The organism is Magnetococcus sp. PR-3 (assembly GCF_036689865.1).
GTDB lineage: Bacteria > Pseudomonadota > Magnetococcia > Magnetococcales > Magnetococcaceae > Magnetococcus.
This window is the reverse complement of sequence record NZ_JBAHUQ010000017.1, coordinates 17016-41148: the sequence shown is the minus strand read 5'-3', so window position 1 is coordinate 41148 and position 24133 is coordinate 17016. Positions and strand designations below refer to the sequence as shown.

General features: G+C 50.3%; 25 protein-coding genes and 1 pseudogene. 12 read left to right on the top strand and 14 right to left on the bottom strand.

Going from position 1 to position 24133, the window contains the following annotated elements; genetic code table 11:
- Positions 1 to 9 precede the first annotated feature (9 nt).
- From V5T57_RS11430 to V5T57_RS11390, 9 genes are all read left to right on the top strand, one after another.
- On the top strand, positions 10 to 585 hold the full coding sequence (locus tag V5T57_RS11430) for an NUDIX hydrolase (RefSeq protein WP_332891348.1): 576 nt from the start codon (positions 10 to 12) through the stop codon (positions 583 to 585).
- A gap of 84 nt (positions 586 to 669) precedes the next feature.
- On the top strand, positions 670 to 1839 hold the full coding sequence (locus V5T57_RS11425; RefSeq protein WP_332891347.1) for a DegT/DnrJ/EryC1/StrS family aminotransferase: 1170 nt from the start codon (positions 670 to 672) through the stop codon (positions 1837 to 1839).
- A 99-nt stretch (positions 1840 to 1938) separates the two neighbouring features.
- Entirely contained in the window at positions 1939 to 3453 is a 1515-nt protein-coding gene (locus V5T57_RS11420; RefSeq protein ID WP_332891346.1) for a B12-binding domain-containing radical SAM protein, read from the top strand.
- An 11-nt stretch (positions 3454 to 3464) separates the two neighbouring features.
- The gene (locus V5T57_RS11415) at positions 3465 to 4292 is read left to right on the top strand and encodes a thiamine pyrophosphate-binding protein (protein WP_332891345.1); all 828 of its coding nucleotides are present in this window, start codon (positions 3465 to 3467) and stop codon (positions 4290 to 4292) included.
- A gap of 2 nt (positions 4293 to 4294) precedes the next feature.
- Positions 4295 to 5236, top strand: a complete 942-nt coding sequence (locus V5T57_RS11410; RefSeq protein WP_332891344.1) for a transketolase C-terminal domain-containing protein — start codon at positions 4295 to 4297, stop codon at positions 5234 to 5236.
- A gap of 20 nt (positions 5237 to 5256) precedes the next feature.
- The gene (locus V5T57_RS11405) at positions 5257 to 7215 is read left to right on the top strand and encodes a B12-binding domain-containing radical SAM protein (protein ID WP_332891343.1); all 1959 of its coding nucleotides are present in this window, start codon (positions 5257 to 5259) and stop codon (positions 7213 to 7215) included.
- 322 nt (positions 7216 to 7537) lie between these two features.
- Positions 7538 to 8518 (top strand): glycosyltransferase family 2 protein, encoded by a 981-nt coding sequence (locus V5T57_RS11400; RefSeq protein WP_332891342.1) that lies wholly within the window; start codon positions 7538 to 7540, stop codon positions 8516 to 8518.
- Positions 8519 to 9173: 655 nt separating this feature from the next.
- On the top strand, positions 9174 to 10256 hold the full coding sequence (locus tag V5T57_RS11395) for a class I SAM-dependent methyltransferase (protein WP_332891341.1): 1083 nt from the start codon (positions 9174 to 9176) through the stop codon (positions 10254 to 10256).
- A gap of 58 nt (positions 10257 to 10314) precedes the next feature.
- A complete protein-coding gene (locus V5T57_RS11390; RefSeq protein WP_332891340.1) occupies positions 10315 to 11544 on the top strand; it encodes a hypothetical protein in 1230 nt (409 codons plus the stop codon).
- Between the two features lie 805 nt (positions 11545 to 12349).
- Here V5T57_RS11390 and V5T57_RS11385 read toward each other — a convergent pair.
- The 4 genes and pseudogenes from V5T57_RS11385 to V5T57_RS11375 all read right to left on the bottom strand — a co-directional run bounded on the left by V5T57_RS11385 (position 12350) and on the right by V5T57_RS11375 (position 13623).
- On the bottom strand, positions 12350 to 12673 hold the full coding sequence (locus V5T57_RS11385) for a hypothetical protein (protein ID WP_332891339.1): 324 nt from the start codon (positions 12671 to 12673) through the stop codon (positions 12350 to 12352).
- 23 nt (positions 12674 to 12696) lie between these two features.
- Complete coding sequence (locus V5T57_RS11380) at positions 12697 to 12885, bottom strand: hypothetical protein (RefSeq protein ID WP_332891338.1); 189 nt, start codon at positions 12883 to 12885, stop codon at positions 12697 to 12699.
- 153 nt (positions 12886 to 13038) lie between these two features.
- Positions 13039 to 13170, bottom strand: a pseudogene (locus V5T57_RS20945) (Rossmann-like domain-containing protein); the annotation flags it as partial.
- Positions 13171 to 13473: 303 nt separating this feature from the next.
- Positions 13474 to 13623, bottom strand: coding sequence for a hypothetical protein (locus V5T57_RS11375; protein WP_332891337.1), 150 nt, complete (start codon positions 13621 to 13623; stop codon positions 13474 to 13476).
- A 374-nt stretch (positions 13624 to 13997) separates the two neighbouring features.
- Between V5T57_RS11375 and V5T57_RS11370 the strand changes: the two genes are divergently transcribed.
- The 3 genes from V5T57_RS11370 (at position 13998) to V5T57_RS11360 (ending at position 15392) form a co-directional block, all read left to right on the top strand.
- Positions 13998 to 14198, top strand: a complete 201-nt coding sequence (locus V5T57_RS11370) for an aldolase/citrate lyase/malate synthase family protein (protein ID WP_332891336.1) — start codon at positions 13998 to 14000, stop codon at positions 14196 to 14198.
- Between the two features lie 123 nt (positions 14199 to 14321).
- Complete coding sequence (locus tag V5T57_RS11365; RefSeq protein WP_332891335.1) at positions 14322 to 14603, top strand: aldolase/citrate lyase/malate synthase family protein; 282 nt, start codon at positions 14322 to 14324, stop codon at positions 14601 to 14603.
- Positions 14604 to 15005: 402 nt separating this feature from the next.
- Positions 15006 to 15392: a hypothetical protein gene (locus V5T57_RS11360; protein ID WP_332891334.1), complete on the top strand. Its 387-nt coding sequence runs from the start codon at positions 15006 to 15008 to the stop codon at positions 15390 to 15392.
- Positions 15393 to 15404: 12 nt separating this feature from the next.
- On the opposite strand, the gene V5T57_RS11355 is transcribed toward V5T57_RS11360, so the two are convergent.
- The 10 genes from V5T57_RS11355 to nifB form a co-directional block, all read right to left on the bottom strand.
- Complete coding sequence (locus V5T57_RS11355; RefSeq protein WP_332891333.1) at positions 15405 to 16844, bottom strand: hypothetical protein; 1440 nt, start codon at positions 16842 to 16844, stop codon at positions 15405 to 15407.
- Between the two features lie 135 nt (positions 16845 to 16979).
- Positions 16980 to 17330, bottom strand: coding sequence for a HesB/IscA family protein (locus V5T57_RS11350; RefSeq protein WP_332891332.1), 351 nt, complete (start codon positions 17328 to 17330; stop codon positions 16980 to 16982).
- A gap of 103 nt (positions 17331 to 17433) precedes the next feature.
- A complete protein-coding gene (locus tag V5T57_RS11345; protein WP_332891331.1) occupies positions 17434 to 17994 on the bottom strand; it encodes a hypothetical protein in 561 nt (186 codons plus the stop codon).
- 187 nt (positions 17995 to 18181) lie between these two features.
- Positions 18182 to 19537: a nicotinate phosphoribosyltransferase gene (locus V5T57_RS11340; RefSeq protein ID WP_332891330.1), complete on the bottom strand. Its 1356-nt coding sequence runs from the start codon at positions 19535 to 19537 to the stop codon at positions 18182 to 18184.
- Positions 19537 to 20094, bottom strand: a complete 558-nt coding sequence (locus V5T57_RS11335) for a nicotinamidase (RefSeq protein WP_332891329.1) — start codon at positions 20092 to 20094, stop codon at positions 19537 to 19539. The genes V5T57_RS11340 and V5T57_RS11335 overlap by 1 nt, the downstream gene beginning before the upstream one ends.
- 25 nt (positions 20095 to 20119) lie before the next feature.
- Positions 20120 to 21082, bottom strand: coding sequence for an ADP-ribosyl-[dinitrogen reductase] hydrolase (gene draG, locus V5T57_RS11330; protein ID WP_332891328.1), 963 nt, complete (start codon positions 21080 to 21082; stop codon positions 20120 to 20122).
- Positions 21055 to 21672 (bottom strand): nitrogen fixation protein NifQ, encoded by a 618-nt coding sequence (locus tag V5T57_RS11325; protein ID WP_332891327.1) that lies wholly within the window; start codon positions 21670 to 21672, stop codon positions 21055 to 21057. Before V5T57_RS11325 ends, draG begins: the two co-directional genes overlap by 28 nt.
- 79 nt (positions 21673 to 21751) lie before the next feature.
- Positions 21752 to 22195, bottom strand: a complete 444-nt coding sequence (locus tag V5T57_RS11320; protein ID WP_332891326.1) for an ArsC/Spx/MgsR family protein — start codon at positions 22193 to 22195, stop codon at positions 21752 to 21754.
- Positions 22196 to 22206: 11 nt separating this feature from the next.
- Positions 22207 to 22491 (bottom strand): 4Fe-4S binding protein, encoded by a 285-nt coding sequence (locus tag V5T57_RS11315; RefSeq protein WP_332891325.1) that lies wholly within the window; start codon positions 22489 to 22491, stop codon positions 22207 to 22209.
- Positions 22492 to 22502: 11 nt separating this feature from the next.
- Positions 22503 to 23891, bottom strand: coding sequence for a nitrogenase cofactor biosynthesis protein NifB (nifB, locus tag V5T57_RS11310; RefSeq protein WP_332891324.1), 1389 nt, complete (start codon positions 23889 to 23891; stop codon positions 22503 to 22505).
- Positions 23892 to 24133: the final 242 nt, after the last annotated feature.

Below are 24133 nucleotides of genomic sequence, written 5' to 3'. Positions count from 1 at the left end.
AGGGCCACCATGAATAAACCACCTCCTTTCCAATGTACGGCACGTCGATCGGTCTTTGAGAACAGCCGTTTTAATATCCATGCCGATACGCTGGTGCAAGAGGATGGCTACCGGGTCAATGATTATCTGGTGGTCGAACCCCAGCAAAGCAATGCTGAAGGGCTGACCGGCGTCATGATCTTACCGGAAGCGGAAGGAAAGTTTTTTCTGCTACGTATCTATCGCCACCCCATCAAAAAATGGGGGTGGGAGTTACCCGGGGGGTTTATGGAGAATGAGGCCCTGCACCTTGCTGCACACCGGGAGTTGCGCGAAGAGACAGGTCTTGAGTGCCACCCCAAAGATCTGATCAACCTGGGAGAGACCGCCCCTTGCCCCGGTGTTGTAAATGGTCGTATTGCCATGTTTGTGGCAAAAAACTGTACCCATGTGGGTCCTCCAACCGATACCCAGGAGCCCGGTTTGGGACAAGGAAAATGGATGGACCAAAAAGAGTTAGTAGGCTTAATGGCCCGACCTGATGGCATACAGGACGCTGTGACCATGATGATGATTTTGCTCTATCTGCAAAAAGAAGCGGCATAACCCTATTCAACACAAGCCTTTATTGGTAATTATTGAATAGCCACACGACCCTTTATCAAGTTGTTTCACGGTAGGAGAAGACGCGTGACCCTGAACTGGCCTTTGATGGATAACAACATCATCCAGCAAGATCTGGATGCTCTGATCACCTTTTTACAGAGCAACCCGCGCCTTACCCAATCTCAACAGGTAGCAGCCTTTGAACAGGAGTGGTCCCAATGGCTTGGGGTTAAACACAGCGTCTTTGTTAACTCAGGCGCATCCGCCAACATGCTTACCATGGCCGCGATTAAGCATCTACATGGAGGGGGCGAGGTCATTGTTCCTACCCTTACCTGGGTTTCTGATATCTCTTCGGTTTTAATGCACGGTTTCACCCCGGTATTTGTAGACATTAACCCCCGTAATTTGTGTATGGATGAAGATCAGGTTCTGGCTCAATTGAACGATCAAACCCGAGCTGTCTTTATTACCTATGTTCAGGGATTTAACGGTCTAAGCGATCGGCTGTTAAAGGTACTAAAAGCGCGCAACATTCCCTTAATTGAGGATGTTTGTGAGTCTCATGGGGCCACCTTTAAAGGGCAGAAACTGGGCTCTTTTGGTTTAGCCTCCAACTTCAGTTACTACTTTGCCCACCACATGAGCACCATTGAGGGGGGCATGGTCTGCACCAATGATGATGAGGTTTACGACACCATCCGCGCCCTGCGCTCACACGGCATGGTCCGTGAGATGCGCAATGCACAAACCCGCGATGAATGGGCAAGCAAACACCCCGATCTCTCCCCTGATTTTATCTTTGCCATGCCTGCATATAACGCACGCAATACCGAAATCGGCGGTGTTTTGGGGCGCAGTCAATTAAAACGACTGGATACCAACAATGCCAAACGTACAGAGAATTTTACCCGTTTTCTCGATCAACTGGACAGCCAACGCTACCGTACAGATTTTGATCTGGAAGGTAGCTGCAATTATGCGTTTAATCTGATCCTTAAGGATGCAGACGATGCTTTGCGGAACCGACTGGAAAAGGCCATGAGCCAAGCCAATATTGAGTTCCGCCGTGGTAGTGCGGGTGGGGGAAACCAGTTACGCCAACCCTACCTGCGTGAACATATTCCAGCCGAAGCCTGGTTGGCGTATCCCCATGTAGAGCATGTCCACTTTTACGCTTACTATATTGGCAACTACCCTTCATTAGAGCCTGACCGTATTGATGATCTTTGCCGTTTTCTTAATGAAATCTGATCCATTAAAGAAGTGTAGAGAAACTCACCTTCCTCCATGGTGTCTCATGGAAGAGAGTATCTCCTTCTCGAGCACCCCTAGATTAAGGTAAATTTGGTGATGGCCAACTCCATAGATGTGCTATTAATCCACCCTGGCGATCGAAAACAGGTTTATCAGGATCTGGGTAATAATCTGAGTGCGGTAGAGCCCCCCATTCTGGCGGCTTTGTTTGCCGGTTTTTTGAAAAAAAAGGGCCTGTCGGTAGCGATTTATGACATCCCTGCACGTATGGAGTCGGCCCAACAGGCTGTGACCACCCTGACGGAGCTCTATAGCCCTACCCTGGTTGTCATTCCTGTTTACGGCTTTCAGCCATCGGCATCGACTCAAACCATGAGTGCGGCTAGAGCGGTGGCTCAACGTCTGAAAGAGTCTCAGCCCAACCTACCCATTATGATGACCGGCCCCCACCCCGCAGCCCTACCCCACCGGACTTTACAGGAAGAACCCATTGATTATGTCTGCTCGGGTGAAGGCCCCCTGACCATTCTGGAAACCCTTCAAGCCTTAAAATCTGGCCAAAGTCCGGCAGGTGTCGGCAGCTTATGGTATCGGGATGATGAGGGCGAGGTATGCCCCCCCTCCAAGCAAGCCCCATTGATGCAACCCTTGGGGCAAGAGATGATGGAACCTGCGTGGGATCTGCTGGAGATGTCACGCTACCGGGCCCATAACTGGCACTGCTTTGATGATCTACAAAATCGCCAGCCCTATGTCTCCCTCTACACGACCCTGGGGTGTCCCTTTAAGTGTAATTTCTGCTGTATTAACGCCCCTTTTGGTCAGCCCTCCTACCGTATGTGGCCTGCGGAACAGGTGGTCAAACAGATTGATCATCTGGTACAGACCTATCAGATCCGTAACATTAAATTTGCCGATGAGATGTTTGTTTTGAACAAACGTCATGTCACGGAAATTTGTGATCTACTGATTGAGCGAGACTATGATCTAAACATTTGGGCCTATGCCCGTGTGGATACCGCCTACCCCGAGCTGTTGGATAAAATGCGCCAAGCTGGCTTCCGCTGGCTGGCTTTGGGCATTGAAAGTGCCAGTGATTTTGTGCGTGATGGTGCAGAAAAAAGCCTGAACAGCCATGACATCATGGATGTGGTTAAGCGTATTCAAAGTAGTGGTATCTATGTACTGGGCAACTATATTTTTGGTTTGCCGGATGAGACCCTACCGAGCATGCACCAAACCCTGAACATGGCCAAAGAGCTCAACTGTGAATTTGCCAACTTCTACTCCGCCATGGCCTACCCAGGATCAGAGCTGTACCGTAATGCGGTGGACCAGGGGTTGGACCTGCCGGAACAGTGGCACCACTATTCACAACATGCCTATGACACCAAACCTTTAGCCAATGACCAACTCTCTGCCGCAGAGATTTTAGGCTTTAGGGACTATGCCTTCGATGCCTATTTTACAGACCCAAATTATCTAAACATGGTGGGCCAAACTTTTGGTTCAGACATCCGCCATGCCATGCAAGAGATGGTCAAGATCAAGTTAAAACGACGCCTGTTGGATGAAACCCCCATGCCGGAAGGCTGGCCCAACCTGGGGTAGAGGAGCCCGCCATGACATCTGAAAACAACCTGTCAAACAAAGTCCGTGAGGTGCGAGAACAAACGCTCTTGCTGCATAAGAGAGCCCCAGGCACACGCATTGCGTCTTCGCTTTCTCCGGTCGAATTTTTGGTTGCGCTTTACTACAACAGCCCCTTACAGGTCGACCCTGATAATCTTCTCTGGGAACAACGAGACCGGCTGATCATGAGCAAAGGCCATGGTGTGGTAAGCCTATACCCCATTCTGGCTGATCGTGGCTTTTATGAGGCTGGTGAACTGGAGAACATCTCCACACAAGACTCCTTCTTAGGGGTTATCCCCGACGCTGGGGTTCCAGGCATTGAGAGCACCCATGGCGCTCTTGGTCATGGCCCTGGTCTTGGCTTGGGTATGGCTATGGCGCTTAAACACCAAAACAACCCTGCTCAGGTCTGTATTTTGTGTGGCGACGGTGAGATGAATGAAGGCTCTATTTGGGAGGCTGTCATGCTCGCCCCCAAACATCAGCTCGATAATATGCTTCTGGTGGTGGATGACAACAAGCAATCGATGCTGGGGTTTCAAAAAGATTTCTTCACCCCCACCCCGTTTGCCCAAAAGCTCTCCGCTTTTGGGTGGGACACCACAACCTGCCCCGGGCACGATGTACAGGCCATTGCCAGCTATCTACAACAGGTTTGGCGCCAACCCAACAATGGTCAACCCCGCGCCCTGGTTTTAGAGACCATCAAAGGCTACGGTGTTGAAGCTTTAATGGGTAAAGAGCTCAGCCATGTTCTCTCCCTCTCCCCAGAGCAGGTGGATGAGGCCATTACAGCCTTGGAAAGGGATCAATAATCATGTCTGACCTTAAAACCATGCGTGATACGTTGATCACCCAAGTCCACAACCAGATGAAAACGGATGAAAAAATCTTTTTTCTCTCTGCGGATATGGGCTCTCCTGCACTGGATAAAATTCGTCAGGATTTTTCAAACCGTTTTGTTAATGTGGGCATTGCCGAGCAAAACCTAATCGCCATTGCCGCAGGTTTGGCTATGGAGGGGTATACCGTCTACACCCTGGCCATTGCACCATTCTACCTTCGGGCACTGGAACAGATTCGTAACAACCTATCCATTGCGGCCGCTTTTCGTGATCTAAACGTCAACATGCTGGGTGTGGGGGGTGGTATCAGTTACGATATTTCTGGTCCATCTCATCATGCACTGGACGATATTGGTGCCATGCAAACCCAACCTAATGTGGCCATTGTATCTCCGGCAGATTGGCAATGTGCCCAGCAGTTTCCCGACTTTGCAGCTACAGCGCCCTACCCCAAATATGTCCGTTTGGATGGTAAAGGCCATGCCCCTATTCCCGGTTTGGCCCAACAACTTCATTGGCAACAAGGCTTTTGTGAAATTGTTCCAGGGAGCCATACGGCATTGATCACAACAGGCTTTACCAGCCAAAAAGGTCACCGTCTTATACAGCAGTTGGCGGATGAGTCCATCGGCATGATTGACCTTTTTCAGCTCGGGCGGGAGCTTGATGGTAAGGCCCTGGCCCAATGTTTGGGTAAATATGAGCGTTGGGTCACTTTGCATGAAGGCTTTTTGGGGTGTGGCAGTCTGGATACGGTCTTAGACCAGCTTAAGCAGAACCATGGGTTACAAGCGGAAGTGAATCATTTAGGTTTCCCCCACGTTCATCAGTTTGTGTTTGCCCCTAGAGAAGAGCTGCATCGTCGTAACGGTATGGGTGAAGAGCGCGTTAAGGCGCTGCTTAAATCCCGCTAAAGGGTGCTTTGAGGTGTGTTATGCCACGTAAAATCTATCTATTTGAGTTCAATATTCTCATTGGTAACATCACCTTTTTACCCTTGGTGAGCGGTATTTTGCAGGCGCAGGTTCAAGCCAATACAAGTGTCGCCGAACACTACCAATTTATGCCGGTACACTTTCATATCGACACGCTGGAAAACAGTTTGGATCAGGTGGAAGAACCGGCGGTCGCGGCCTTTTCCGTTTCCATGTGGAACGAACAGCTTAGCAATGAGGTTGCCCGCGCTATTAAAGCCAAATATCCCAACTGTTTGGTTATCTTTGGCGGTGTACAAATTCCCCATAATGACGATGACTATTTTGCGGCGAACCCCTTTGTAGACATGACGGTTCGTGGTGAAGGGGAAGAGACCTTTGTTGCCGTTTTAGAGCGCTATTTACAGGGTAGAAACTTTGAACAGATTGAAGGCATATCCTGGCGCAATGACAAAGGGCAGATCATTCATGAGCCCGAGCGCACCCCCATCAGCCGAGATCTGGATGATTATCCTTCCGCCTATTTAAGTGGTGTGTTTGAACCCCTGATTAAGAACAATCCGCAAATTGAGTTTCAGGCCATTATTGAGACCAACCGAGGGTGCCCTTTTGGCTGCACCTTCTGCAACTGGGGTAAAGGGGGGTTGGCGGCAAAGTATCGCTTCCACAGCTTAGATCGGGTACGTGAAGAGGTGCAGTGGATTGCAGATCATGAGATCCGCTATGTCTTTAATGCAGACTCTAACTTTGGCTCACACAAACGGGATCAAGAGATCGCCCAATTTCTTGCCCAGACCAAAGAAAAAAGTGGCTATCCAGAGAAATTCCGAACCTGTTACGGTAAAAATACCGATGAGAAGATCTACTCTGTCGCCACACTTTTTCATAAATATCAGTTGGAAAAAGGGATCACCATCTCTCCTCAAAGCATGAATGAGGAAACCCTGGATTTCATCAATCGTAGCAACATCAAACTCTCCACCTTTAGCAAGCTACAGAGTCGCTTTAACGAAGCGGGTGTACCCGTCTACTCAGAAATGATCCTGGGGTTACCTGGAGAGACGCTTAACAGTTGGAAAGCAGGTATTGAGAGTATTTTGCAATCTGGCATGCAAAACCAGCTCTTTCTCTATCTCTGTGAAATTTATAACAATACAGAACTAGGCGACCCGGCGTACCAAAAGCGTTTTGGTATTCAAAAACTCCGTTTACCTGTCACAGAAATCCATGGCTCCATTCGTGAGAGCTCTCTGGTCACCGAATACCATGAAGTTATTGTTGGCAGTGGTGCCATGCCCCATAAAGATTGGTGCGAAGCGGTTATTTTCAACTGGACCACCATGTTCTTACATGGCATGAAATCAGGCTTTTTTTGGATGCTCTACCTCCATGATCAGTATGGTTACAGCTATCAAGAGATGATTTCTCAACTTATGCAACGGGCCAAACCCGGTAGCTTTATTCATGAACAGCTGAGCTTCTTCCGTGATCATCTAAGCCATCTGGTTGCGGGTCGAGGGCGGGGTGTGCTCGCCCCTGACTACGGTGAGATTTACTGGGAACCTGAAGAGGTTGCTTTTGTTCATGCTTGCCTAGAAGCACCGCGCTTTTATGAAGAGCTTTATGAACTGACCTGCGACATGCTTGAGGAGGCTGGGCTCGCGGTCAATAAACCTGTGCTACAGGAAGTATTGACCTATCAACGCGCACGTTTACCCACACTGACAGCACCAGCCAGCCGTAGCCTGTCGTTCAACCACAATATTCCCCGTTATTTTGAACGAATGCTCACGCCAGATCCCGTTGCTTTAGAGGCCACATCCATGAGTATGGAGATTGAGGCAAGAAGCTTCCCTGAAGGTCTTAAAGAGTATGTAAAGAAAAATGTACTCTGGGGCCGTAAGAGTGGTACCAACATCCTTGGTGTGACCATTCAAACCCCACAGCCTGTTGCATAACCCCCTTGAAGCAACAGGATAATGGATGAGAGGCGAGGTTCTACCCGAACACCTGAAGATCTCACCATTTAGGGACAGCGTGGAAATCCTGCGTGGCACCAGGCAAACCCCACTGCTGTTGCACACCCCTCTTGATACAGCAGGATGCGGGATGAGAAGCGACTCTTGACCCGGACACCTTAAAATCTAACCTTTTAAGGACAGGGCAGGTTTCCCAGGTGCCAACTTGACCTGAGGAAGCCCCGTTGATTACAATCACCCTTCTTGCAGGTGACGGTTTTTGGGTCATCGGCCCCTTTAATCGAGCGACCCACGGCAGACCATGAACAGTTTAACTGATCCAAGCCCCCGCAAAGAGAACCCCGTTATCTCCGTGGTTTTCTCCTTCCGCAATGAAGAGAGCAACATCCCTACCGTACTCAAACGACTGGATGATACGTTTGCTCCACTGGCTTGTGATTATGAGCTGATCTTTGTCAATGATGACTCCACCGACAACTCACTGGCTCTACTTGAACAAGCCAACAAGGAGAACTCTCGGATTAAGGTCGTCAACATGTCCCGCCGTTGGGGGGTTGCAGAGTGTGTCATGGCTGGCTTCAGCTATACCCAAGGGGATGCCGTGGTCTATATGGATACAGACCTGCAAGATCCCCCAGAACTTATTCCTCAAATGATTGAAAAATGGCGGTCAGGTGCCGATGTGGTCAACACCACACGCCTTAAGCGCCACGGCGAAGGTCGCTTTAAATTGTGGGCAACCAAAAAAGCCTATCAGATCATCAATTATTTCTCAGATGTTGAGATACCAATGAACACCGGAGATTTCAAACTTCTGGATCGACGGGTGATTGATAAGCTCTTGGAACTCAAAGAGGATGACCCCTTTATGCGAGGGCTTGTTCGCTGGGTCGGTTACCGTCAGGAAGTCATCTACTACGATCGTGATGCACGTTTTTCGGGGGAGACACACTTTCCTGTCTTTTCGCGTAATCCCATCCGTGCTTTTGTAAACGGCATTGTCTCTTTTTCCTCCATTCCCCTCTATTTTTCACTTTTCATGGGCATGCTGGTTTCTGCATCGGCCTTTCTCTATCTGTTCTATATCATCATCACTCGACTTTTCTTTGATATGCATCTGCCTGGTTGGCCAGCCATAATGGCCACGGTTTTGTTCTTGGGCGGCCTTATTCTCTTTACCATCGGCATCCAAGGCCTCTATGTGGCAAGAATTTACCGACAAGTTAAAGAGCGCCCCCTCTATATTGTTCAAGACACCTTGGGTATTGATAAGAAAGCCTGACTCTTTTTCAGCTACTCTTTTCTCTCACCATTAGAGATGGTACTCACCAAGCCCCATATCCGGCTTGGTTCAAGAAGCTTATTTCTGGCACGCGTGGTTACCCTGTGATCATGTATCGTCTCACGCAAACAGGCCAACACGCTTGCACTTAGCCTAATAAACACTCCAATTTGAGCAACCTACGCATTACTCGAGCAGCTCACGCCTCGTCTTACGCTCTTGCCGCTTGAGAGAACCGTTTCATTCGCACACCATAACACCCTAAATACCCGGCCCAAACAGAACATTCTATCATCCTGTAATCTCAACACATTCACACAACAATACACTAAAAATCTTAGCTTTTTACGATCAAAAACATCTTCATAGCAACCAAATCTATACTTGGTTACGATGGTTTACCCAGCGACATGCTCGAGCGCCTACGACCATCAAGACCTCTCATACAAGCGGGCACTTTCAAAACCGTGATCAGCTATTTAAGGCACACACTGAAGCCTCTAATCTTATCAAACCTTCCCCATTCATTTTCTTATCAGGGCAACCATTATGATGGTTCTTTCACCTACCGATACCGTACGATCGGCACAAACTTTGCGGCTCTAAGAGGATATCAGCGCCATCCTATCTTCTAATGTTACGGGAGCCCTTTATCATGAATACTGAGCCCGCCAATACGCAATCCAGCCTAGAACACGCTTTTCACTTATTTAATCAAGGTGAATATCGTATGGCTGATCGTGTTTGTGACACAGTATTGGAGCAGTCGGAGACAGACACGCCAAGTCGTCTTTTCCACCTTAAAGGGAAAATCGCCGCGCAAGATCAGGATTCAATGAAGGCGATGGCCTGGTATAAAAAAGCCCTACAAATGGAACCCAGTGATCATGCATGCCGGCAAGACTTTGCGCATTTACTTCTTCACATCGCAGATAAAGCCTTAACCCAGAACCGAGATGAAGAGGCGCGGCAACTTTATCGTACAGCGCTACAGATCAACCCGATGTCAGATGAAGCGGTTCAATCACTGGTTAAACTGGAGATGAAAGGTGAAAACTATCTTGAAAGGTTGGCTCAACTTCATCAGCTATTAAGCCCCAAGACCTACTTGGAAATTGGTGTTTCAGTTGGGGAGTCACTCTGCCGGGTACAAGCTGAAACCGATGCGGTAGCCATTGATCCTCAGCCAGCCGTTAATCGACCCATCGCGGCCTCTTGTGATTTTTTCAACTTAACCAGTGATGCTTTTTTTCAACAGCATGATTTAAATGAAATTTTGAAAAATCGTCCTTTGGATATGGCTTTTATCGATGGACTCCATGTTTATGTACAAGTATTAAAAGATTTCATCCATGTAGAGCGTTATGCCAACCCCAATACCGTCATTTGCATTCACGACTGCTTACCCTTAGACCCCGTCACATCAAACCCCAATCGAATTTCTGGTTTTTGGACGGGAGATGTCTGGAAACTTATACCCACACTTATGCATTTTAGACCTGATCTTGAGATCACCATGGTGCCCACAGCGCCATCCGGCCTAGCCATTGTTCGTAACGCGAATCCACACCGGTATGAAGAGATGGCCAACACTTATGGACAGATGGTCGAACAGTTTAACCATTTGAGCTTTAGTGATTATGAACAGTCATGGTCTCAGCGCTTTAATACCATTAAAAACACCTGGGCAGAGATCGCATCTCACTTAAGCGCAGAACCCAAGCCAGTAGACGGATAAACATAGCGTTAAAAAATGATTTCCCCTGCCTTCTCAATCTCTAGAAAGTATTCATTTTATGCGAGCTTTAATCTTAGAATCCGGTACATACGAGACCTTCCGGACTATTGCCAGTCAACTTGTGGCCATCGGTATTGAAACCTATGTCTATTGTGTTGATGCAGCGGTTATGCAAGATCAACTCAAACGTGAAGGGCATATTGCTGTACCAGACTCCCATACACAGACCATTGATCTGGTCCTATGCGCCAATTTTTTCAGAAATCCAGAAGTATCTAAAACAGCAGATCGTATTGAAGGCTCTTTTCCCCTAATAAATATTACCTGGAGCCACCCTGTTTCAGAAATCCCCGAACCGTGGCGGCGCCAAGGGGTGGAAGCCTGTAATGCCTTTTTTAAACAACAGCGTATATATTTTTGGATTCCATGCCCCTTTGCGGCCATGGAGTATAAAAAACTGGGCTATGAAAATGGTATTTATGCACCACTGCCGCTCTTAGATATCATGCTGGCTGGTGATTATCGTTATCAATGGCTGCAGAAAGATCGTGTTTCCTACTTTGCCCCCAGTCAAATCAACTTTTCACAAGCGGTTGTTAATGACAAACAGGTCAATGATTATGATGTTGTTTATCTTGGCGACCTTCTAAAAACACCCCCCACGTGTTCTCCAGAGCTACAACAACTTGCTTTAGAGGTTGCCCAATACTGCGTTGCAGATACCAGCATTAGCCGCTATCAATCAACAGATCTCTGGTCAGAGATTATTCCAGATGGTTCACCGAACAGCCTAAAAGCATTTGATCACTTCCATAACTGGTTTTTCTATCATCACGCACGCCTGACTCGGGGCCGTTTTGTCAAAGCATTGGTTGGCCAGCTAGAAGATCGGCTACTTCTCTACGGAGATGCATGGATTGAACAAGGTCTAGGCGGCAACCCTAAAGCGTTGGTTGAACGACACGCCCTGTATAACCAAATACCGATAAGCATTGATTTTGGTTCTACATCTTTTGAAACCTGCTTTTTTCCCCGCACATTAGAGATTATTAAGTGGAAGGGAACACTTCTAAGTTATCGCCGCCCTGATACACACATGTTTTTTGGTCAAGTTGCAGATGCCCCTATTTTTGATCATGAGATCACCATGGCCAAGGAAGTCACACAGTTAATTGAAAATCCACAAGATCGAAAACAACGGCGGGACACCCTTCATTCGGCACTGCTAAAACAACCCACTTCCAGTAGCGGGTTGCAGATCATTATACAAAACGCTTTGGGCTGCTAACAACAATGCCAACACACCACACATATAGACAACACATTATAAATCTATAGTGTTCTCATAAAATATACGATTGACCGCTTTACTCTATTATTGACATAAAAGAGGGTCGGATGGATCTCACAGGAAGACAAAAAGAAGCCAAACTTATTGAATAAAGCCATGATGTCCGCTGCTGTTGTCAGGCTATTTTTGAGGGAAGTACACTTCTATGAATAGCAGTTCTGAGGGAGAATAATACGCCCGTAGAGAGGTGTCCTAAAGAGCAATCAAAGATTGAAATGATACACACAGGCCTTCAAGGATCAAGCGATTGACTTGGTTAACACTTTCGACCAATCGGTACTTGAGATTGCCAAGCCATTGGATGTCAATCCATAGAATCTCTACAAATGGCGAGTACACACTAAGGCAAGGAAAGCTGCTGGCTACTCTCCCGAGATAATAAAGCTTCCGCACAAAGATAAAAAACTGAGAAAAGAGATCGCCAAACTGAAAGAAGAGCAAGCCATCCCAAAACAAACCGCAGCATACTTTGCCAGGGAGATCCAGTAAAACACACGTTTCGTACCGAATGGGTACTTGGTGCTTTGGCGTACGAATAAGAAAAGGTTACGTCAATACCGAGTTCCCACACAGGGCTGTTCCCCATAACTCCACAGCCCCGAGGGAATTTGTGGGGTTCCTGTGGGCTATGGAAATATGGAAAACAGCCCACCGGAATTTGGTTGACAGGGGCGCCTCATAAGGAAGTGTTGCCTCATCACTGTTGACGGTTCCTCCCTTTCAGTAATCCTTCTCCACTCAACTACCCTTGCAGATGTAGCCAATCTTTCAGGTCGGAGAGGAGAAAGTAACGGTTTTCTGGTCCATTGAAATGTTTGGTGGTCACCGGGTCGCCCTTCATATACCGCTTGGCCGTTTCACGAAATGTGATGGGTAGGGTGCGGTTGAAGGGGGACTCCTCCTCCATCAGCCCCATCATCTGCCGAAAAAGGAACAGGTAGGGATCTGCCTGCCCTTTTAGATGACTATCCAGCTTCCAAAACTCCACATCGGGATAGAGCTTAAACAGGTTCTGATAGTCATTTAACTCGGGTTGCCGCATCTTTACGGCGCTCTGGCTACTCACACTGTTCACCCCTCGTCCAGCATTCAGTTTTGTGCGGCCCATTGTCGTTGGTAACGGATATCCAGCTCAGAGAAAGCAAGCTGTAACCGGTCCAGTTCTGCCCGCTGGGGAAACCGCTTTCCTGTTCCCTTCTCATACCACTGAGCCATCTCTTTTTTCAGTGCTGCACGTTGCTCATAACACCGTTTAATTTGCCCTTTCACAAAGGCCATATCTGGGGCTCCAACATCCCACTGATGGTCGGTCACCCCCTACTCAAATAGCGGCATCCCTCCTTCCTCAGACGCCACCTACACCATCAGCTCTGGGAAGGAGACCTCTACCCCAGCAATAAAACCCACCCCCTACTGGGTACAATGAACACTCTACGGAGTTGTCGACCCCATGAGTGCCGTAATCGTATTTTGACTCAAGGCCAGCAGATGGGGGAGGATTTTATGAATTAAACTGCTGGCGGTAATGAAGACCCATTCGGCCTCCGACAGCAGATACTCTGCTGTACTATCAGGTTATTCCCCACACCCTGGTTGCCGCTCAAGCACCTGCCATGCGCCCTCGGGTTTCAACGGGTCCAAGCCAGGACAACCCCCAATCACCACCACCCTCTTTCTTTAATAAGCGGGGTGAAAATGATGAAATAGAGAGAGGTTAGCCGAGCTCACCTGGCCAAAGGGCTGTGCTCCCTTGGGCAGAGGGTTCAAAGAATCGTTAAGGGTAGCGGCCCCTACGGTCGCCTCATAAGGGTTCCAACTTTTTACCCAAGAGGTCAGCTTTAACATCTCTCGACGTAGTGTGCTTGGCTAGGTGAGGGTTTGCGCTCCTTGGGTGGGTGTCATGCCCCCCATCCTGGCCAGCGACCAAACTGCAGACTGAGCCCACACCACTTGAGCAACCTGTTGCTCTCCCAATTGAACCATCGCCTCTTCCATCAGCCCATCATGGATTTCCACCGGTTATGAGAAACCATCATCTGAGCTGTCATCTCTTCACCAACCTTGTTAGAAACACGACATTCTTGTTCGGACAACCTGCCCAAGAACATCAACAAGCGTCTGAAATTTCTTATACATTAGCGGCATAAATGTTTTCATTCAGAACCACAGGTGGATTCAGTGCAAAAAGCGATCCCACAATGTGAAGAAATAGATATCAACCGTACGCAGTGTGATGATGGTCGCTGGCGACAAGCCCAGGTATTTGGAAAAGATTCCCCAGCCCATCTTCCAGATTAGGCCATGGTCAATCGGGAAGATGGGCTTGGAGATAAAAACAGGTAGCCCGCACCCTGATCAAAGAGAAGCTCGCCACCCTGAACCCCACCCTCTTGCAGGATCGTGCGGTTATTCGCATTAACCCCTTAGAGCAAGGGGAGTTAAAAGATCTGTGCGCACTGCGGAAGTTAAAACCGCATGCCTTTCATCTACCCAAGGTAGATCATCAAGAGCGTTTGCACATGGCGCTTCAGAGAATCCCCGATGAGGTGGAGCTTCATTTTACTGTAGAGACCGCTCGGACACTGAATTAGATCACTCGGTTTACAATCGACAGTCGTTTTACAGCCGTCTACCTGGGAATGCTGGATCTGCTTTCGGACATGAATATGACCCAATCCATCTTATAACCGGACAACCCGACCATTCACTATCTGTTGGCCAAGTATCTTCTCGACGGCCGCCGGGCGGATCTCCTACCCATCGGCTTTACCTACCAGGATTATAAGGATAAGGCTGGCCTGACCCTGTGGAGCACCAAGCTACGTAAAGTGGGATTCACCACTATGGGCTGTATCGCACTGGCCCAGGCAGAGATCATCAACCAAGGATGTTCGCCAGATGAGGCGACGGTGCTGCGTACTCGCGGAATCATCAAGAGATTTGAAGAAAAACGGGCCCTCGGAACCACCGAATTTGTGCATAAAGCGCGGGGATGAATTGATTTACCCATCTATCAAGGTACTCAAACAGGCCGCAGAGCGCTCATGAGAGAAGCCAAGATGATTCCTCTAGGCATGCTCCATTTGTTCAGCCCCCACATGACCTTCAGGAGGCTCAGGAGAGCACCTTTATGGCCCAGTTTCCTCACATTTTGGAGAGCCGCTAACCCAACACGTTGCCAAAGAGCAGGAACGGATGCGAATCAACGGTTTTTGTGCCACCTTCTGAACATACGGGAGATCATCAACGACTCCCAGCCTAGAGTGCCATGCTCAGCTGTGTTTCCAAACAGGGGAGCGCTCTAGCCATCATCACTTTTTTGCGTGAGCAACGCCCCCGCAGGTTTACTACCCACGGGGAGGTCATGGATGCCACCCTAGCCGCCCATACCGAGTAGTATGAACAGAAACAACAACCTACTTTATTCACTGCCGCGTTATGATGCCCAGTGGCAGAAACACTGGCACAAAACCAAAGCTACCGATAAAAGCTTGATGGAACAACAGACCTCGCTGACTGCAGATGAGCGGGAGAAACGGCTAGATGCCACCGCAGAGATGGAGCAAGCGAGCCATCGCCGTTTTCGTATCACTGCCCACTACCGGGACCTCCATTTTGAACGGGTCCTATTCCAACTGGATGCACGAAGTATCGCCTTTGAACTACCCAACCTGCCCAACTATGCCACTACGAAGGAGATCAACAATGGGCTGGACCGGGCCTACCAGACTATTGAGATCACCTTAACCAAGATTTTTCAGCCTACGCCTTGGAGCCTTCTGTAATAAGAAAACGCTTCAGCTCACCAACCTATCGTATAGCAGGGCCAGCAGGTTAGAGAGGGGGCCAAAAAGAGTGACCACCATCAACAGCCCCCACATCATCTCCCGATGCCACCCCTGCAGGGCAGCCAAAAACCGCTTCAACCCCACCACCAGGAACAACAAACCCAACACCACACCGGGCCGCAACCAAAGGGCCAGTATCTCTTTACCATCCGCCCCCTGAGTCAACAGCACCATCAGATAGGCGGTGAGAAAAAGTCCCAAAGAGAGCACCACAAACGGCCCCTCCCGCGCCCCAAGCAACCGACCTTCAGCAGGAGGCCCCAACGCATGTTCCTGGCCCGTCAGCACCCAAACGGTCATTAAAATCATTCCCACCAGGGGATAGAACAGGGCTTTAACTCCCATCCAGGCTTGATGCTCCAGATGATACAGCGCCCCTTGTGCTTGACCAAACTGCCAAGTCTGTTGAAGCTGTTCTACAGGGAGCGGTGTATGACCAACCCCCATCACCGACTGCTGAGATACCCACCCCACCTGAATAAACAAAGGGGGGGCCTGTACCCAGAAGCTGAGCATAAGCAGAGTCATCAACGGCATACCAAAATAGATGGTATATCGTTTTGGCCAGCCGATACGAAACTGCATCCAGGCCATAAAGAGTATGATCCCAGGTAGGAAAAGCCACCCCATCATCGGCAACCAAACCGCCCAGAACAGGCCAATACCCAGAGGCAAAATAAAGCGTGTCGGAGAGAGGCTCTCTCCTGCTCTAAGGGTGCCATTAAGGTGGAGTAACAGCAGAATTGAACCGCTCACGGCCAACCAAACTGTGCTTTCATACACACTAAACAGAGCAATTTGATCCCCACTCAACACGATGGGCAAAGCAGAGAGGGCACTCTGCCCCCCCAACACAACAGCCAACCCCATCCACTGCCGACGCCCCTTGATGCCAAACCAGCGCAACAATCCAAAGAGTTGAGAGCAGGTGGCCAGAATCAAGAGCACTAGGAGGGGGTAACTTTGCAGCAGTTGGGGCGTAGAACGGTGGACCTGTTCACTGTTCTGAGCTACGGCCCAGAACCCTACTCCCCAGAACATAACCAGCAGAAACGATCCCAAAAGCTGCTGTTTCACCCCCTGGCTGAAGAAGGCTTTTTTCACCCCTTTTAGCAACGCCTCCCCCTGCCTCCGCTGCCACAGTGCCAGAACCAGCAACGGCACGACACCACTCAACAGAGCAGCAACAGGCGATATATAGGGGATAAGTAGCAGGTAACAGAAGAGGAAAAACAGGAGAGAGAGGGTGGTTCCCCCACCCAACTGCATCGCCAAAACATGGCTCTTTCCTGAAGGTAATGCCAGCCGATAGAGTAATGCACCACTCCAGGTAAACAGAGGTGTCAGCAAGAAAAAAATCGGGCCATCAATCCATGGGGAGATCCACATGAGGACACCATTTCAAAAAAAGGCCACTCTACTGAACGTGCAGAGCGGCTAAGCTGGAGAAAATGGAATCTAGTTTTTTCGTAACGTATAAAGCCTGTTTTACGCTCTCGCATCCAACGGAGGATACGCAGAGGATTAATGGCTAACCTCTTCAATGGTATGAATATCAAAAGAGTTACCACATCCACAGGAACTGGACGCGTTGGGGTTATCAAAAACAAAGTTACTTTCAAGCACGGTCTCTTTAAAATCGATGGTCATCCCCTTGATGTAGGGTATGCTGGTGGGGTCGGAGTAGATTTTCACGCCCTCTACTTCAATAATTTCATCACCGGATTCCTCGGCTTTACAAAGCTCAATTTCATACTTAAAACCGGAACAGCCGCCACCACCTACGCCAATACGCAGGCCCAAGACCGGCTCCTCTGAAAAACGCATAAACTGTTTGGCCGCTTTCACAGCCCCTGGTGTCAGATTAAACATCATTTTGCCTTTATCATGAGTGGTTATCCCCCCCGGAAAAAGTGTCTGCACCCAGAGGGTACAGACACCTATTTTTTACGCTTCAGGTCCTACTATGAACAGGCTGTTATACCGGTCCACGCCCTTCGTCCAGCTCCACAGTTTTACTCTTTACTTCTGTAAAGGGGGTTTCCGGGTATTTGGGCTTATAATCTTTGGCTCCGTCATACATGGTAATCAACTTATCGGCACCGGCCTGACCTTTAAAGTCGGACTTTTCCAGATAGAGCTCTTCCATCAACTCGTTCCAAACCATGCCCTTTTCGAGCCCGATCAGAACATATTTTTTACCATCCAGATCCACCATAAAACTGTCACGCAGATTGTTGACATAGAGAATAGGAGTACACTCCTCAGCCAACGCAGCACCATACTTCTCAATAAATCCAGGCAGCAGATCCAAGTTGCGTAAGCAGCCCCCCATAAACTTGATCTTGTCCGTATCGGTGAGCATTACGGCATCGTTTAAAACCGCCTTTGGAGCCAGTTTCTTACCGGAAAGCTCATGGAACTCTCCCTCAATCAAAACCAAGTCGCCACGAAAGGCCCGCTGGGCCCCATCACTGGTGACGCCATTGACATTGATGTTGATCAGCAACTCTTCGTTGTCGTAGGTATCCAGCAGCATTACGCTTCCTCCTGTTGAAATTTCTTTCATTGATGGTTTGAGGACTACTGCCCTTAAAAAGCACCCCGCATGCCACCAGCTCAAGCCATACATCAGTTTGATTTACTTGATCTTTCACAATTAAACTAAAAACATTTAATGTCCTATTCATAACAATTCCAACCCCTTGTCGGAGCTGCGACACCCTTCACCCTACCTGTGTCAGTTGCTCAATCTCACGTAACAAGCCACTGCCCAACTCGACACGCCACTGGGGATCGGCCGGTGTTAGATTTTTCAGGGGCTCCGGCAGACTGCTTAACTGCTCGGCCACACGGCTCCGGGCCTGCACCAAGCTATTTTTGGAAGGTTTAGCCAAGAGTTGGCCACCGCGCATCATCTGCTGAAGCAGTGGGGTACTCCCTTCTGGTGCGGGCAAATGGCTCAACTCCAACAGGTCATGTTTGAGCCCCCCCCCTTTGGTAAAATGGCGGTAAAGCTGTTTTTGACCGGGATAGGAGAGCTTACCGGGGGCCTTTTTCATCAAAGGGCGGCCATCAAACCAGACACACTTATAGGCACACTCCAGATAGGGGGCGTCGGCACAGACCCCCAAGTTAGTGCCCACCGCATAGGCATCGATAGGGGCCTTTTGACTTTCCAGTTGGGCGATACTCTGCTCATCCAGCCCCCCGGAAGCGTAGATTGCCACCCCTTGCAGGCTCGCCCCATCCAGTAACTGCCGACAAGTTCGCGCCAGTTTATTCAGATCCCCGGAATCCAATCGGATGGCGCGGATGGCAAACTCTGAGGGGTTCTCATCCCGCAGGCGAATTACATTTTTCACCCCCTCCAGGGTGTCGTAGGTGTCCACCAGCAGCGCACCCTTGGGGTAGAGCGCTTGATAGGCACGGAAAGCAGCCAACTCACTCTCATGGGCCATGACAAAAGCATGAGCCATGGTACCGGAGATAGGAATGTCATAAAGACGACCCGCCACCACATTAGAAGTGGCATCCGCCCCAGCCAAGTAGGAGCAGCGGCTGGCCTGAATACCTGCATCCTGCCCATAGGTACGCCGTAGACCAAACTCCATGAACCCTTTATCACCACAGGCAATCTTCACCCGCGCCCCCTTGCTGGCTATCGCTGTTTGGTAGTGAATCTGGTTCATCAATAGGGTTTCTACCAACTGGGCCTGGGGCAGCGGGGCCACCACCTGCAGCAGAGGTGTCGGGGGGAAAAAGAGCGTTCCTTCCGGTAGGGCATAAATATCCCCACTAAAGCGGAACCCCTTCAGCCAAGCCAAAAAAGGCCCTTTAAACAACCCCTGTTGCTGAAGGTAATCAATATCTTCCTCACTGAACCGGAGTTGCTCCAGTTGGGCAACCGCCTCTTCAATACCCGCTGCAATGAGAAAATTGCGCTGGTGGGGCAGACGGCGGATGGTCATCTCAAAGATCGCCTCCCCCTGCATGCTCTCCTGCCAGTAGCTTTGCAGCATGGTCAACTGATAGAGATCGGTAAGCAGGGCGGAGATGGGGGCTAGGGGGGATGGACTCATCAGAATATCCTCACAATCTGCACGCCCTCATCCCGCAACGCCTGCAGAGCCTGGGAGCCATCTTCTGGCTGCACGTTAACCGCACGGGTGGCCGGTTCGATCAGGAATGTCTCATAACCCGCTTTCAACACATCCAAAGCGGTGGCTTTGACGCAGTAATCCAGTGCCAGCCCACATACCCACACACGTTTGATCTGCCTCTTTTCAAGTAGCGGGGGGAGAGCCGGTGAACTAAAGGCGGAGTAGCTATCATGATCCACCTGATCCCCTTTGCTCACCACCTCTGCCGTGGGGTGAAGGTTGAAACTCTCATGAAAAGCTGCCCCTTCACTCTCTTGTACACAGTGGGGAGGCCAGGTACCCTGAAAGCTCACATGGTTGGCCGGATGCCAATCCCGCGAGGCCACAATCAGCGCCCCTGCCTCAACCATCTTGCGCTGCCAGATATTGACCACCGGAACCACCTCATCCCCACCAGGCACCGCAAGGGCACCTCCAGGGCAGAAATCTTTCTGCAGATCTACGATAATCAAGGCGTCATGCGAGCTGAATGACATCGGTATACTCCTCACTCAAGCGGGCTTAACCTGCCGCTTTCATCTGATTTTCCGGGCTCTGACGAATCAAGGCCACCGCTTGCTCTTCACACTGTTGCATTACCTGCTGATTCATCGCCTTAAACCAGCGCTGGGGTAGACCTTCCAGACCGTACAACGCCCCTGCGATAGCCCCGGCAATGGCTCCGGTGGTATCTGCATCTCCCCCGCGGTTCACCACATCCACCAAGCAACTTTCAAAACTGTCTGTGGTAAAGAGGCTCCAAAGCACCACCCGCATGGTATCCACAATATAGCCATCGGGATTGATGGGGGCCCGTTTGCGACGGTAGGTGAAGGTTTTATGATTCTCAATTAGGTCCACCACCGGCCCGGCATGAATCTCTGAGATATCCTTACCCAGCACGGCCTGTTGAATCATACGGTTAACACACTCGGTTGCGGCATCAGAGAGGGGGTGGTTATGGGTCAGATGGGTCTGCAGGCGAGAGGCAGCCACCATCTCTTCATCGGCCAGCCCCAAGGTGGCCAGTGCCATGGGTAGGGTTCGCATGCAGGCCCCATTTCCCCCATCAAACTCATTCTCCTCCACCATCACACCCCCACTCTCCCGCTTTTGGCGGAAGTGGACGATGCCCCGGCGTACTGTGTTGCCGCAATCTACCGGTTTGGACTTCATCCAACGGTCGTAGGCATCCCCAATGGCAATGGGGTCAATCCCCTGTTGGCTATTCAGAATGCCCTCACCCAGGGCCAGCGCCATGGTGGTGTCGTCGGTAACCTCCCCTTTTTTCAGGTGCAACCAACCACCACCGATGATGGCGTCGTGGGTGCCATGCTTGACCTGGATCTCGGCGGGCATCATAAACTCCACCGTCGCACCCAACGCATCCCCCATAGCCATCCCCCAATAGGCAGCCACCCCACGGGACTCCTGATCTGTGATGGCAAGAGGGGAGGTTACGACTTTTCTTCGGGACTGAAACATAGAGCATAATCTCCACACGCGGCACAGGAGGGCGCGCGACAGGTATAGATCCCTTCACGCTCACAGAGCTGTTTGTAAAAAAAGCGTTTCCACTTCATGTTCTTGCTGTTTAATTGGCTTAGGGTTGGAAAATTGGTTAAAATCAAGGAGGAGAGTTGAGTACGGGAGGTGAGGCCAAGGTCTTCCCACAGATGGTTATCCGCCATGCAGCCTGCGGCCAAAATACGGGCCATCAGCACCTTCTCAAGCTCCCCATCGGGTCCCACATGCTCCAAAAAAAGCTGTAGCAGTTCATCAATTTCCTCTTTACGACAATCGCTTATCGTAGGGGCAGTCTCCATAAAGGAGAGGTGGTGCAGCTCCAAACCGGAGAAATGCCGCTGCATGAGGATCCGAAAGCCCTCCCAATCCAGCCCCAAGTAGCGGGGCATACCCCCCACCCCAATGGCTGCACTACAGAGCATCTCCAGCAGAAAGATACTGTTGGGATTACCGGACTGATGCATACGTAGTCGGTAGCTCAATGGTGTACTCTCGGGGCGAGAGGATATCAGGCTGGAAGCCAACCGAATTGCTGCACTCATATTCATACTCAGACTCCTCCTCTGAGAACCTGTTTGGACACCTAAAAAGGGCATGGGCTCAATTGCTGCAGCCCCCAAACCTCTTCTAAACCGCACGTACGGTACATTTTTGCGCCCGATGCTCTGCGGGACAGAGTTCCAGCACTGCTCCCTGCTCCTCAGCCGAAAGAGGTCCCTTCTGTAGCCCCACCCAGCTATCCACCTCTTCCGGTTCAAAACCCGCTTTGCGCACACTGCCGCTCTGCATCAGAGGACGGCGAATAAGCAGCGGGTTCTCCACCATCATCTGCAGGGCAGAGAGTTCATCAAAAGTGGCTGGGTCTAACTTCCCGCTCTTGATTTGAGGTGCGCTGCGGTTAAACCAGTCGGTCACCGGGCTGCTGCCAAAGAAAGGACGCAAGGTCATGGGGCTCCATGCCGCTTCCAGCAAATTTCTCACTTCCAGGGTGTGTCCGGCATTGGTCAACATCACCTTTTGTAGGCGATTGTTTAGACATCCCGGCTTTTCATAAAAGATGATGTGTGCCATGGCTGCGCCCCTTAGTTGGCTTGGTTACTCTGCCGGGCTTCATAATCCGCCCGCACCGCAGGAGGCACCCCGGTGAGGGAGCCTTCTGGATTGATGGGGGTGCCACTACTGTCCAAAATAGCGCACTCAATAGGACAGATGGCGGCACACTGGGGCTCTGCGTGGTCCCCCTCACACTCGCTGCAGGCGTTGGCATCGATTACAAAGACCGGATCAGCCGCTGAGATGGCATCGCTGGGGCAGACCAGATCGCAGGCCCAGCAGTTGACGCATTTGTCGGTAATGGTTAGTGCCATGGGGCTTCTCCTTAACCGGCTTGTGCCACATTGATGGATGATTTGGCCAGCAGATCCTGACAGTAGGCCTTCAGCGCGTCTTCAATGACCTCTCCGGCAAACTTGTTAACCGGTTGAATACCCGCCTCTTCTAAGGATTGCCACGGCATAAAACCGATACGCTCACAGAGAATCGCTTCACAGTCGTTGAGGCTGTTGAGGGCCAACTCCAGGGCACTCTCCTTCTCCCCACACTGCTGATCCCCATGGCAGTAGCGGCTGGCGTCTCGCTCCTCCAGGAAGGTGACCCCCGTTGCGCTGGCCCGATAGACCAAAAACCGCTTTGCATGGCCAAAATGCTGATTGATGGTTACCCCATCTTCAGAAGTAATGGCGATGAGCCGTTCCGGCCCGGACTCTACCATCGGGGCCCCATGATTGACGGAGGCAGACTCACTGGTAGGACGCTCCACAGAGATGGGAATGATGGAACGGCCGGTAAAGCTGGGCAACTCAAGGACCGCGGGAGAGGGGAGTTCAATCTGATCTTTGGTGAATTCTGCATTTCGGTCCTCACCCAGCATGCCCACGGCATCTGCACGACACTGGCGACAATGGGTCATCTGCTCCACATCACCGGTACATGCCATACGAATCTGCTCCAACTCCTCATCAGAGGGGTTCCGCTGCCCCATCAGGCCATAGTAGGTGCCGTGTTCCGGGGCACTGATAAGGGGCATGATGTTGTGTAGGAAGGCCCCCTGATCACTCACCCACTGGTTCACCTCCAGCAGATGCTGATCATTTACACCAGGAATCAGCACCGAGTTAACCTTCACCAACATCCCCTGTTCCACCAGCGCCTTGAGCCCTTTTTGCTGATTTTCCAGCAGAAGGCGCGCCCCTTTTTCCCCACGAATGCGGCGGTTTTTGGCGTAGATCCAGGGGTAGATATAGCTGCCGATGGTGGGGTCCAAGGTATTTATGGTGATGGTGACATGGTGTACCCCCAGCGCCTTAATGCGATCCACATGGGCCGGTAGAGTGAGCCCGTTGGTAGAAAGGCAGAGCTGGATATCGGGAAATGCCTTACCCACCTTCTCACACACCTCAAAGGTGCGCTCCGGGTTGGCCAGGGGATCCCCTGGTCCAGCGATGCCCACCACGGTGAGCTGGGGAATCTTCTCTTTCACCGCAGCCACCTTGGCCACCGCCTCATCAGGGGTGAGCAGTTCGGAGACTACGCCGGGGCGGGACTCGTTGGTGCAGTCATATTTGCGGTTACAGTAGTTGCACTGGATATTACAGGCAGGGGCTACCGCCAGATGCATACGGGCATATTTATGGTGGGCATCCTTGGAAAAGCAGGGATGGGTATTCACCGAAGGGTCACCGTTGGATGGGGTACAGGATGCAGACATGCTTTCCTCCCATGGAGTTACAGAAATTAATTTCTGTAACTCTATAGGGCAAAGCAAAGGCCAACTTAATAGCATTATATCTATTTGTTTTTTATGAGCTATTTGACTTGCAACATTGTTGCATGGATGACAATTGGAAGAAGGGTTTGTCGCAGATGCGACATTTTGTGTATGGAGGGAGCATGACTGCTTGGCCTTACTCTCATGTCAATTGAGAAACAGGCATAGCGGAGCTGCCTTAT